9 protein-coding genes are annotated in these 12138 nt (G+C 69.4%); 5 read left to right on the top strand and 4 right to left on the bottom strand.

Annotation, left to right across the window (positions count from 1 at the left end; all coding sequences use genetic code 11):
- Positions 1-45 precede the first annotated feature (45 nt).
- Both AC3WRT_RS02655 and AC3WRT_RS02650 read right to left on the bottom strand, forming a co-directional pair.
- Positions 46-1290, bottom strand: a complete 1245-nt coding sequence (locus AC3WRT_RS02655) for a DUF4032 domain-containing protein (protein WP_492718797.1) — start codon at positions 1288-1290, stop codon at positions 46-48.
- Between the two features lie 329 nt (positions 1291-1619).
- Positions 1620-2723 (bottom strand): ABC transporter ATP-binding protein, encoded by a 1104-nt coding sequence (locus AC3WRT_RS02650; RefSeq protein WP_492718795.1) that lies wholly within the window; start codon positions 2721-2723, stop codon positions 1620-1622.
- A gap of 287 nt (positions 2724-3010) precedes the next feature.
- Between AC3WRT_RS02650 and AC3WRT_RS02645 the strand changes: the two genes are divergently transcribed.
- The 5 genes from AC3WRT_RS02645 (at position 3011) to AC3WRT_RS02625 (ending at position 9901) form a co-directional block, all read left to right on the top strand.
- Positions 3011-4348, top strand: a complete 1338-nt coding sequence (locus AC3WRT_RS02645; RefSeq protein WP_492718793.1) for a sugar ABC transporter substrate-binding protein — start codon at positions 3011-3013, stop codon at positions 4346-4348.
- 163 nt (positions 4349-4511) lie between these two features.
- The gene (locus AC3WRT_RS02640) at positions 4512-6056 is read left to right on the top strand and encodes an ABC transporter permease subunit (RefSeq protein WP_492718791.1); all 1545 of its coding nucleotides are present in this window, start codon (positions 4512-4514) and stop codon (positions 6054-6056) included.
- Positions 6056-7003, top strand: a complete 948-nt coding sequence (locus tag AC3WRT_RS02635) for a sugar ABC transporter permease (protein WP_492718789.1) — start codon at positions 6056-6058, stop codon at positions 7001-7003. Before AC3WRT_RS02640 ends, AC3WRT_RS02635 begins: the two co-directional genes overlap by 1 nt.
- On the top strand, positions 7000-8886 hold the full coding sequence (locus tag AC3WRT_RS02630) for a glycoside hydrolase family 13 protein (protein WP_492718787.1): 1887 nt from the start codon (positions 7000-7002) through the stop codon (positions 8884-8886). Before AC3WRT_RS02635 ends, AC3WRT_RS02630 begins: the two co-directional genes overlap by 4 nt.
- Position 8887: 1 nt before the next feature.
- Positions 8888-9901 (top strand): LacI family DNA-binding transcriptional regulator, encoded by a 1014-nt coding sequence (locus tag AC3WRT_RS02625; RefSeq protein WP_492718785.1) that lies wholly within the window; start codon positions 8888-8890, stop codon positions 9899-9901.
- 88 nt (positions 9902-9989) lie between these two features.
- Here the strand turns inward: AC3WRT_RS02625 and otsB are convergent, their stop codons facing one another.
- Both otsB and AC3WRT_RS02615 read right to left on the bottom strand, forming a co-directional pair.
- Positions 9990-10793: a trehalose-phosphatase gene (gene otsB / locus AC3WRT_RS02620; RefSeq protein WP_492718783.1), complete on the bottom strand. Its 804-nt coding sequence runs from the start codon at positions 10791-10793 to the stop codon at positions 9990-9992.
- Positions 10790-12138: alpha,alpha-trehalose-phosphate synthase (UDP-forming) (locus AC3WRT_RS02615; RefSeq protein WP_492718781.1), on the bottom strand; the 1349-nt coding region annotated here is incomplete at its 5' end. The genes otsB and AC3WRT_RS02615, both read right to left, overlap by 4 nt.

Here is a 12138-nt window from a genome sequence, read left to right as displayed (position 1 = left end):
AGCCAGCGGGGCAGACAAGCCAGACGGGCCAGGCGGCATACGTCCTCAGTCGAAGCGGCTGATGACCGGCATCTCCTCGGTGTCGACGCCGAGCACCGACTTCTCCTCGGGCTTGGCCGGAAGGACCGTCGCGAGGTAGTCGCGCAGCGCCTCCTCGATCGGCGTGTCGTGCCCGGCCCGCTCGCTCAGGTACCAGCGGTGCTCGAGCACCTCGTGGAAGATCTCGGCCGGCTCGAGGCGGCCCTTCAGCTCGCGCGGCACGGCGCGGGTGACCGGCTCGTAGACCTTGGCCAGCCACTCGTGCGCAACGATCTCCTCGTCGTCGCCCTGGCGGTCGGTGGCGGCCGCGTAGGCGTCGAGGTCGTTGAGCAGGCGGCGGGCCTGGTTCTCGCCCACGTCGAGCCCGGTCAGGCGCAGCAGGCGGCGCGAGTGGTGGCCTGCGTCGACGACCTTCGGGGTGATCACGATCTCCGTGCCGCCGATGTCGGTGGTGATCGACAGCTCGTCGACGTCGAAGCCCAGCTCGTTGAGGCGCCGGATGCGCTCGTCGACGCGCCAACGGTCGCCGACCTCAAAGCGCTCGGTGCCAGTGAGGGCGTCCCAGAGCGTGTGGTAGCGCTCGATGATCGACGCCGACACGTCGAACGGGTCGGCGTGCTCCTCGAGGAAGCCGCCGGCCGCGAGGTCCATCAGCTCGCCGGCGATGTTGACCCGCGCGATGTCGAGGTCGTGCTCGCGCTGACCGTCGGAGAGCGACGCGTGCAGCTCGCCGGTCTCGGCATCGACGAGGTAGGCCGCGAAGGCGCCGGCGTCCCGGCGGAAGAGGGTGTTGGACAGCGACACGTCGCCCCACCAGAAGCCCTCGAGGTGCAGGCGCACGAGGAGCAGGGCAAGGGCGTCCATCAGGCGCACCGCAGTGTCAGGACGCAGGTTCTGGCTGTAGAGGGCGCGGTACGGGAGGGAGAACTGCAGGTGACGCGTGACGAGGCAGGCGTCGAGCGGCTCGCCGTCGGGCGTCGTGCGGCCGTGGACGACACCGAACGGCTCGACGCTCGGCACGTCCATGCGGCGCAGGTTGCGCAGCATGGCGTACTCGCGGTCGGCGAGGTCGTCCTTGATCTCCTTGACCGCGAGCACCCGGGGGCCGAGCTTGACGAACCGCACGACGTGCCGGGAGATGCCGCGGGGGAGGGCGGCCAGGTAGTGCTCCGGCCACTCCTCGAGCGGTGTCGACCAGGGCAGGTCGAGCAGGGCGGACTCGGGCCTGGCTGTGGTGATCTGGAGCGTCACGCCATCATCGTGGCACGCCCGCGCGAGAGGCGTCGATCGGCCCACAGCGCCAGGGTGGCCAGAGCCAGGAACAGCACGGCGATGCGGGCGCATTGAGCAGCGTCGAGCCGTCGCCGATCGTGGCGACGTTCACGAAGGGGTGGGGGTGCCAGTCCACCAACGGCCCGAGGTCGAGGGTCGCCACCACGCCTTGCCGGACCTGTGCTCCACCCCGGCCCTTGCCCTGCAACGGCCCTGCAACGGCCCTGCAACGGCCCTGCAACGGCACCGGGCCGGCACCCCACGAGGGGTGCCGGCCCGGCGGCGTCTTCGGCGCTACGCGGGGTGGCTCAGTCGCCGACGCGCAGGCCCGACTCGGAGTTGAAGACGTGCACGTGGCCGTGCTTCGGCTTGAGGTAGATCTTCTCGCCCTTCTCCGGGGGGCGACGACCGTCGACGCGCGCGATGAACGGCACCGCGCCGGCGTTCTCACCGGTCGCCTCGAGCAGCTTCTGCTCGGTGGAGCCGTAGATGTACGCGTCGGCGCCGAGCTCCTCGACGACGTCGACCGTGACCGGGATGCCCGAGGCGTCGGACGACAGCTCGAGGTCCTCGGGACGGACCCCCAGGGTCACGTCCTTGCCCACGCCGGACAGGTCCTGGCGGGCGATCGGCACCATGTGGCCGTGCAGGTCGACGCCGGCATCGGAGACGGGCACGCTCATCAGGTTCATGGCCGGTGAGCCGATGAAGCCCGCGACGAAGACGTTGGCCGGGTGGTCGTACATCCTCCGCGGGCTGTCGCACTGCTGCAGGATGCCGTCCTTGAGCACCGCGACGCGGTCGCCCATCGTCATGGCCTCGACCTGGTCGTGCGTGACGTACACCGTCGTGACGCCGAGACGGCGCTGGAGCGAGGCGATCTGCGTACGCGTCTGGACGCGCAGCTTGGCGTCGAGGTTGGACAGCGGCTCGTCCATGAGGAAGACCTGCGGCGAGCGGACGATGGCGCGGCCCATGGCGACGCGCTGGCGCTGGCCACCGGAGAGCGCCTTGGGCTTGCGGTCCAGGTAGGGCGTCAGGTCCAGGATCTTGGCGGCCTCCTCGACGCGCTTGCGGATCTCGGACTTGTCGACGCCGGCGATCTTGAGCGCAAAGCCCATGTTGTCGGCGACCGTCATGTGCGGGTAGAGCGCGTAGTTCTGGAAGACCATCGCGACGTCGCGGTCCTTGGGGGACAGGTTGGTCACGTCGCGGTCACCGATGAGGATGCGGCCCTCGTTGACCTCCTCGAGTCCGGCGAGCATGCGCAGGGAGGTGGACTTGCCACACCCGGAGGGACCGACCAGGACGAGGAACTCCCCGTCCGCGATCTCGATGTTGAGCTTGTCGACGGAGGGGACCGGGTTGCCGGGGTACTGCCTCGTCGCGTTGTCGAACGTCACTGTTGCCATGGCTTCTTTGCCTTCCTTCACCGGCAGGAACGTGCCGGACGATCCGTTGTAAAGGTGCTGCGTGCCCGGGTGGGCAGGCACCGTCATCATGACCCATGCGTGGCAGGATGACCACCCCTGGGCCGACGTGGCGGGAACCCGCGCCCAAAGGGGCTGACCGGACGTTTCGCGATGTATCCGGAACGTTGCAAAGACTTGCTGCAAGGGGTTTCCCGATCTCTGCAAGTTCTTGCTACATTCCGGGGCACCGGTGGCGGCGTGTGCCACCTGGCTTCAAAGGAGAATCCATGCACAAGCGTGCGCTTGCCGCTGTTGCCGTCACGGGTGTTGCCGCCCTGGCCCTCAGCGCCTGCGGTGGGTCCAGCCCCACCACCCCGTCCAACACCGGTGCCGCCGGCACCGCCGGCAGCGCCGGCAGCAGCAAGGCCACCACAAGCGGCACTCCCGAGACGCCGAGCGGCACCGCTGCTCCCGTCCGTGACGCCAACGTCGACCTCGTCATCTGGACCGACGCCGACCGCTCCAAGGCCGTGCAGAAGTACGCCGACGAGTTCGCCGCGGAGAACGGCGTGACGGTCAAGGTCCAGATCTCGACCGACACCCGCGCCCAGTTCAAGGACGCCACCAAGGTCGGCAAGGGCCCCGACGTCATCGTCGGCGCCCACGACTGGCTCGGCGAGCTCGTCCAGAACTCCACGGTCGCCCCGGTCAACCTCAGCTCGGACGTCGCGGCCAAGTTCCTGCCGAACGCCATCGCGGCCACCAAGTTCAACGGCCAGTCCTACGGCGTTCCCTACGCCGTCGAGAACATCGGCCTGATGTACAACAAGGACCTCGTCCCCAACGCCCCCAAGACCATGGACGAGCTCGTCGCCACCGGCGAGAAGCTCGTCAAGGCGGGCAAGGCCAAGCAGGTCCTCAGCCAGTTCGTCTCCAAGGTCGGCAACGCGTACTTCGCCTACCCGTACCTCTCGGCCTTCCCCGAGGGTGGCATCTTCGCCACGAAGGGCAACGGCGACTACGACCCGAACAAGCTGATCGTCAACACCCCTGACTCCGTCAAGGGCGGTGAGGTCCTCGGCGAGCTCGGCAAGAAGAAGGTCCTCTCGACCAACGTCGACGACACGAACCAGGACGCGCTCTTCGACACGAAGGCCGCCCCGTTCATGATCTCCGGCCCGTGGAGCGTCGCGAAGGCCAAGGAAGCCGGCATCAACTACGGCATCGCCCCGCTGCCCAGCCTCACCGGTGGCAGCGCCATGAAGCCGTTCCTCGGTGTCCAGATGTTCTACGTCTCGAGCAAGGCCAAGAACGCCGCCCTCGCGCAGGAGTTCGTCACGAACTACATCCCGCGCAAGGACGTCCAGCTGGCCCTCTTCGAGGTCGGCAAGCGTCCGCCGGCCCTCAAGGAGGCCTACGACGAGGTCGCCGCGAGCGACCCCGACGTCAAGGCGTGGTACGAGGCCGGCGCCGACGGCAAGCCGATGCCCAACATCCCCGCGATGAACTCGGTCTGGGGCCCCTTCGGCCAGGCGACCGCTGACATCATCGCAGGCAAGGCCGGTGCCAAGGAGCGTCTCGACGCTGCTGCCAAGGAGATCGCGGCCAACATCGCCAAGGGCTGAGCTCGCTCGGTCCACCAGGGGTTCCGGGGTCCGCCGGGGGGGCGGCCCCCGGGGGTCCCGGCCCGGCCACGCGTACGGGCCCGGGCCACCAGGGAGCTCCGCGAGAGCTCCCCTTCGTGTATCTACGGCAACGGCGCCGGGTCGGCGCAAAAGGACGTGTCACATGACCAAGCCCATCGCGCTCGCGATCAAGTGGGTTCTCATCGTCGCGGTGATGGCCGGCATCCTCTGGATCGCCACCAGGCTCGCGGAGGCAGGCAACACGATGGCCGTGGTCATCGCCGGACTCGTGGGGATGGGCATCCTCGCGGTCTACGCGATGCGACGGGCCGTCCCCCTGAAGTACCTGGTGCCGGGTCTGCTCTTCATGACCCTCTTCCAGCTGTGGCCCGTGCTCTACACCGTCAACCTCTCGACGACGAACTACGGCGACGGGCACCTCTACAGCAAGCAGGAGGCGGTCACCGACATCGTGGCCCAGTCGGTCCGTGAGGTCCCCGACACCCCGCGCTACAAGATGTCGATCGCGACGAAGGAGGGCGGCGACCCCACCAGCGCCGACCTGGTGCTGTTGCTCACCAAGCCTGACGGCTCGATGTTCGTCGGCGACAAGGGCGGCCTGAAGCCGCTGGCTGCGGCCGGTGTCGCGAAGACCTCCTTGGGCAAGGTCACCAAGGCACCGGGTTACACCGTCCTGACGGCCCGGCAGGCCAACGCCCGGAGCAAGGACCTGTCCGCGATCGCCGTACCGACGAGCGACGGCGGTGGCGTCAAGCCGGTCGGCCTCTCCGAGGCCTTCGAGGGCAAATCGACGGTCACCTATGACGCTGCCGCCGACAGGCTCACCGACTCGTCCACCAAGCCTCCGACGGTGTATGCGCCCAAGGACGCCCGCTGGGTGGACGTCGCCGACCCGACCGTGAGCTTCCCGCAGGGGTGGAAGGAGAGCGTCGGCGCCGCGAACTACTCGCGCATCTTCACCGACCCGACGATCCGCAGCGGCTTCCTCGGCATCTTCGCCTGGAACGTCGTCTTCGCGATCGTGTCGGTGCTCTCGACGTTCCTGCTCGGCATGCTCATCGCCCTGCTCTTCAACGACCCGAGGCTGCGCGGCAAGGCGATCTACCGCTCGCTGCTGATCCTGCCCTACGCGCTGCCCGGCTTCGTGACGGCGCTGGTCTGGAAGGGCATGTTCAACCAGGACTACGGCATCATCAACCAGACGCTGGGCCTTGACGTCGACTGGCTCGGCACGCCCGCCGGGGCCAAGGCGGCGATCCTCATCACCAACCTGTGGCTCGGCTTCCCATACATGTTCATCGTGTGCACCGGCGCCCTGCAGTCGATCCCGCAGGACGTACGTGAGGCGGCGACCATCGACGGCGCCAACGCCTTCCGGACGCTGCGCTCGATCATCATGCCGCTGCTGCTCGTGGCCGTCGGTCCGCTGCTGCTCGCGTCCTTCGCCTTCAACTTCAACAACTTCGGGCTCATCTACCTGCTCACCAAGGGCGGCCCGTTCAACGGCGCCGACACGAGCATCGGCTCGAGCGACCTGCTCATCACGTATGCGTACCGCCTGGCCTTCTCCGGCAGCGCGCCGAACTACGGCTTCGCGGCCGCGGTCTCGGTCGTCATCTTCCTGCTCGTGGCGCTGATGAGCATCCCGGGCTTCCGTCGCACCAAGGCCCTCGAGGAGGTCAACTGATGTCGACCCTCAACACTCCCGTGCCCGCCGACCCGCGCCTGGACGCCCACGTCGAGCTGGAACCCCCGAGCACCACGACTCCGGTCTCGCCGAAGCAGAAGGGCTTCGGCGGTTCGGTCTGGTGGCGTCACGCCCTGGGCATCCTTGCCCTGATGTGGGCGCTCTTCCCGATCCTCTTCATCTACTCCGCCGCGACCAACCCGAGCGGCACGCTGAACACCGCCAGCCTGTGGCCCTCCGGCTTCTCGACGAAGAACTTCACCGACCTGTTCAACGACAGCTCGCGCCCGTTCTGGACCTGGTACAAGAACTCGATGATCATCTCGTTCGCCGGGGCGCTCATGGCGGTCTTCCTCGGTGCGTGCGCGGCATTCGCCTTCTCCCGCCTGCGGTTCAAGGGTCGGCGGCCGGGCATGATGTTCCTGCTGTTGACGACGTTCTTCCCCGCGCTGCTCGCGATCGTCGCGACGTACATCATCTTCGCCGGCATCGGTGACGTGCTCCCCGCCATCGGCCTCAACACGACCACGGGCCTGATCCTCGCCTACCTCGGTGGGGCGCTCGGCGCCAACGTGTGGCTGCTCAAGGGCTACTTCGACACAGTGCCGCGCGAGCTCGACGAGGCGGCGATCGTCGACGGGGCGAGCCACGCCCGGATCTTCTTCACGATGACCCTGCGGCTCGTCATGCCGATCCTCGTGACGGTCTTCATGCTCGTCTTCGTCGGCCTCTACGGCGAGTTCATGCTGGCGAGCGTCTTCCTCACCGACGTGGACCAGCAGACGCTAGGCGTCGGCCTCTACGGCATGACGCTCGGCACCAACGCCAACGAGCTCTTCGGGCGGTTCACGGCCGGCGCGCTGCTCGGCTCGATCCCCGTCATGCTGCTCTACCTCGCCTTCCAGAAGCAGCTGGTCGGCGGCCTCACCACGGGGTCCGTGAAGTGAGCCCCGCCCCGGTCCGCCAGCAGAGCTGGCTCAGCCAGCCGCACCACGACGGGTCGGGGCGTTACGTCTCCAACCAGGCGCCCCGGCTCGGCGACCGCGTCCACGTGCTCGTCCGCGTGCCGCTCGAGGCCGAGGTGGAGTCCGTCCACGTGCGCACGGCACCCGACGGCGAGGCCACCTTCACGGTCGCCCGCAAGGTCCGTACGACCGCGGTCGACGAGTGGTGGCGGGCGACGCTGACCTGCCACAACCCGGTCACGAGCTACCGCTTCCTGCTCACCGGCGGTCCGACGAAGTACGCGTGGCTCAACGGCACAGGCGTGCACCAGCGTGACGTGCCGGATGCCAGCGACTTCCGGCTCGTGGCGCACTCGAGCCCCCCTCCCGAGTGGGCCCTGGGCGCCGTCGTCTACCAGATCTTCCCAGACCGCTTCGCGCGCTCGGCAGGCGCCGACAAGCGCGAGACCCCCGACTGGGCGATCCCCGCTGCATGGTCCGACCCCGTGGACCTGAGCCCGAAGGGAGTGGCTCACCAGCTCTACGGTGGCGACCTCGACGGCATGACCGAGCACCTCGACCACCTCGAGTCACTGGGTGTCGACGTCGTCTACATGACCCCCTTCTTCCCGGCCCGGTCCAACCACCGCTACGACGCGTCGTCCTTCGAGCAGATCGACCCGCTGCTCGGCGGCGCGCCGGCGCTGCGCCGGCTCACCGAGGCCGCTCACGAGCGCGGCCTGAAGGTGATGGGCGACTTCACGACGAACCACACGGGCAACGCCCACGAGTGGTTCCTGAAGGCTTCAGGGCCCGGCAGCAAGCGCACCCCGGAGCGCGACTACTACATCTGGGAGGACGGCGGCTACGTCGCCTGGCTGGGAGTCCCGTCCCTGCCGAAGCTCAACCACCTCAATGCGGCGCTGCGCCACCGCATCTTCGAGCACCCGCAAGGGGTCGTACGCAAGTGGCTGGGTCGCTCCGGCGGGCTCGACGGGTGGCGGGTGGACGTCGCCAACATGACCGGTCGCTGGCGCGACACGGACGTCAACCACGACGTCGCCCGGCAGATGCGTGACGTCATGGGCCGGGTCGCGCCGGACGCCTTGCTCGTGGGTGAGCACTTCCACGACTACACGCCCGACATGCCGGGTGACGGCTGGCACGGCGTCATGAACTACGCCGGCTTCTGCAAGCCCGCGTGGACATGGCTCCGGCAGGAACCGAAGGACCCGCGGTTCCTCGGCGCCCCGGTGCCGCTCCCGCTGCTCGACGCCGGCGCGGTCGTCGAGACGATGCGTGACTTCACCTCGCGCATCTCCTGGCAGTCCCTCGTGCACTCGTTCAACCTCGTCGGGTCGCACGACGTCCCGCGCATCCGCACCCTCGTCGGCCCTGAGGCCGTGGAGGCCGCAGCCGGACTCCTCATGACCTTCCCCTCGATGCCGATGGTGACCTACGGCGACGAGATCGGCATGGAGGGCACGTTCGGCGAGGACGGCCGCCGTCCCATGCCCTGGGACGAGAGCGACTGGGATGCAGGCACGCTCGCGGTCTACCGCGGACTCATCCGGGCTCGTCGGGAGTCGGTCGCGCTTCGCCGCGGAGGCCTGCGCTGGGTGCACGCCGAGGCTGACGCGATGGTCTACCTCCGTGAGACTCCCGACGAGGTGGCCCTGGTGCACGTGGCGCGCGCCGCGCACGAGCCGGTCGTCCTGGACACGCGGCACCTCGCCGGGATCGAGTCAGGCTCGCCGCTCTACGGGTATTCGCCGAAGGTGCGCAAGCGGACTGTCACACTGGGCGCCTCGGGGCCCGGCGTCAGCATCTGGACGTGGCGTCCCACCGACGACGGTCCACGGCACGTGCGACGAAGGAGGGGGTGACGTGAAGGCACGACTGCGCGACATCGCCGACCAGGCGAGCGTGTCCGAGGCCACCGTGTCCCGAGTGCTCAACGGCAAGCCCGGAGTGGCCGAGTCGACCCGTCAGGCCGTCCTGACGGCGCTCGACGTCCTCGGCTACGACCGCCCGAGTCGCCTGCGCCGCAAGAGTGCCGGACTCGTGGGGCTCATCGTGCCGGAGCTGACCAACCCGATCTTCCCGGCCTTCGCGCAGATCATCGAAAACTCCCTGGCGCAGAACGGCTACACGCCGGTGCTCTGCACCCAGGTCGCCGGGGGAGTGCACGAGGACGACTACGTCCAGATGCTGCTCGAGCGCGGCGTCGCGGGCATCATCTTCATCTCTGGCCTGCACGCGGACACCACGACCCAGCCGGACCGCTACATCGCCCTTCGGGAACGCAACCTGCCGCTCGTGCTGGTCAACGGCTTCATCGAGGGCGTCGACGCGCCGTTCATCAGCAACGACGACGTCGCGTCGATGGGCCTGGCCCTCGAGCACCTCGTGAGCCTCGGCCACCGCGAGATCGGCCTGGCGGTGGGGCCCGACCGCTACGTGCCGGTCATCCGCAAGATCGCGGGGTTCCGCCACTCCATGCAGGAGCTGACGGGCCGGTCCGATGTCGACGACCTCATCGAGCGCTCGCTCTTCTCCGTCGAGGGCGGTGCCACGGCCGCGGGGCGACTGCTCGACCGTGGTGCGACGGCCGTCGTCTGCGGCTCCGACCTCATGGCACTCGGCGCGATCCGGGAGGCCCGCAAGCGTGGCCTCTCCGTGCCGCGTGACTTCTCCGTGGTCGGCTACGACGACTCGACGCTCATCGCCTTCACCGACCCGCCGCTCACGACCGTGCGACAGAGCGTCAACGCGATGAGTGATGCGACGGTGCGTGCCCTGCTCGACGAGATCGCCGGGCAGCCTTCTCCCCGTGCCGAATACGTCTTCCGTCCGGAGCTCGTCGTGCGGGGGTCGACGGGCGCTGTGCGGCGCCACTGAGCGCCGGACGCGCCGGCCGGCATACCTCATCAGCTGACGGCTGGAGCCGGCGCTGAGCGCCGGAATGCCGCGTGCCGGGACTGTCGGGTCAGTCCGCCTCGTGAGCCGCTGAGCAGAGCTGCCACAGCTGGGTGAGCAGGTCCGCGACGGCCGGCTCGTCCTCGACGCGGTAGCGGGCTGCGGTGGATCCGCTGCCCACCTTGACCGTGACATCCTCGGGACGGCGCATCCGCATGAAGGCGTCCTCGTCGGTGACGTCGTCGCCGAGGTAGACGCGCGCGACGGCGCCGACGTGCCGGCCCAGCGCGGTCACGGCAGACCCCTTGTCGGCGTGAGACACCGACAGCTCGAGCACCGACTTGCCCTTGAGCACCTTGACGCCCGGGTGGTCGAGGGCCACCCGCCGCGCGTCGGCGACGGCGGCGTCGGCCAGCTGACGGGGGAGTCCGCGGACGTGGACGACCACGGCGGCCGACTTGTACTCGATCGCGGCCTTCGGGTGGTGCTCCGTGACGAGCGCCTCGATGTCGGAACGCAGCTGGGCGAGGGTCGCCTCGTCGTCCGGGGTGACGGCTGCCGCTTCCATGACCTCTCGCACGGCCGGGCTCGACGACTCGGCGCCGTGGCTGCCGATGAGGACGATCGGCTCGTCCTCTCGGATGCCGGTGAGCGCGCGCAGGGTGTCGAGGTCGCGGCCCGATACCACGGCGACGTGCACACCGGGCAGGCCGGCGAGCCGGCGCAGCGTGTCGATGGCGCCCGGGACCGCGGCGACGTTCATCGGGTCGGTGTCAAACGGCGCCAGCACGCCGTCGAAGTCCGTGGCGACGAGCAGGGTCGGCGCGGCTGCGGCCCGCTCGAGCGCCTCGGCCGGGGGAACGCCGACGCTCATGAGCGCGACGCGCCGGGGCCGGGCATGAGCGGGGTCTCCTCGGCGTGCGGCACGGGGTGGCTGCGCGCCTCGGGCACGGGCATCTCGGGCGCCGCCTCGAGCGCCGCAAGATAGCGCGCCGCCCATCGCTGGACGTCGTGGTCGGAGACCCGGCGGCGCAGGGCCTTCATGATGCGCTGCTTGTCCTTGGCGGGGGTGTTGATGGCCCGCATGATGGTCTGCTTCAGGCCCTCGATGTCGTGGGGGTTGCACGCGAAGGCCTGGTGCAGCTCGTGCCACGCACCGGTGAACTCGGAGAGCACGAGTGCGCCGCCGAGGTCGTGGCGGCAGGTGACGTACTCCTTGGCGACGAGGTTCATGCCGTCGCGCAGCGGCGTGACGAGCATGACGTCGGCAGCCTGGAAGAGCGCCGCCATCTCCTCGCGGGGATAGGAGTGGTGCAGGTAGTGAACGGCCGGGGAGCCGATCTGGCCGAGGTCGCCGTTGATCCGCCCGACCGTCTGCTCGATCTCCGCGCGCAGGTTGCGGTAGGCCTCGACGCGCTCCCGGCTCGGCGTGGCGACCTGCACGAGAGTGACCTCCGGCGGCCCGAAGCGCCCCTCGTTGAGCAGCTCCTCGTAGGCCTTGAGGCGGTGCCGGATGCCCTTGGTGTAGTCGAGGCGGTCGACCCCGAGCATGAGCACCTCCGGGTCGCCGAGGCTCGCGCGGATCTCGCGGGCCCGGGCTCTGACGTCCGGGCGCTTCGCGAGCTCCTCGAGCCCCTTGAAGTCGACGGAGATCGGGATCGCCGCCGCCCGCACCTGACGGCGGGAGCCCTCGACGGTGACCCGGTCGCGCCGCGTCTGGGCGCCGAGCAGCTGACGGCACGCGCGGACGAAGTTCCGGGCGTCCGCCTGGCGCTGGAAGCCCAGGAAGTCGGCGCCGAGCAGGCCCTCGAGCAGCTGGGCCCGCCAGGGCAGCTGGGCGAAGAGCTCGACGGGCGGGAACGGGATGTGGTTGAACCAGCCGATGCGCACGTCGGGACGCAGCGCGCGCACCAGCGCCGGCACGAGCTGCAGCTGGTAGTCCTGGACCCAGACCGTGGCGCCCTCGGCGGCGACCTCGGCTACGGCCTCGGCGAAGCGCCGGTTCACCGTCTGGTAGCTCGACCACCACTCGCGGTGGAAGCTCGCCGGCACGATGACGTCGTGGTAGATCGGCCAGAGGGTGTCGTTGGAGAAGCCCTCGTAGTAGTCGCGCACCTCCTCGGCCGAGAGAGCCACCGGGTGCAGGTGGATCCCGTCCTCGTCGAAGGGCTCGGGCGCGTCACCGGCGTCCCCCCCCCCGCCCCCCCCCCCACCCCGCG

It is taken from the genome of Terrabacter sp. FW104-15G4B, assembly GCF_058790095.1.
Note: the sequence above shows the minus strand (reverse complement) of the source record. Positions and strands in the feature narration are given on the sequence as shown.

Coding starts and splice junctions, on each gene's coding strand:
- AC3WRT_RS02650 (WP_492718795.1), bottom strand. CDS start 2,723: ATGGCAACAGTGACGTTCGACAACGCGACGAGGCAGTACCCCGGCAAC.
- AC3WRT_RS02635 (WP_492718789.1), top strand. CDS start 6,056: ATGTCGACCCTCAACACTCCCGTGCCCGCCGACCCGCGCCTGGACGCC.
- otsB (WP_492718783.1), bottom strand. CDS start 10,793: ATGAGCGTCGGCGTTCCCCCGGCCGAGGCGCTCGAGCGGGCCGCAGCC.
- AC3WRT_RS02640 (WP_492718791.1), top strand. CDS start 4,512: ATGACCAAGCCCATCGCGCTCGCGATCAAGTGGGTTCTCATCGTCGCG.
- AC3WRT_RS02645 (WP_492718793.1), top strand. CDS start 3,011: ATGCACAAGCGTGCGCTTGCCGCTGTTGCCGTCACGGGTGTTGCCGCC.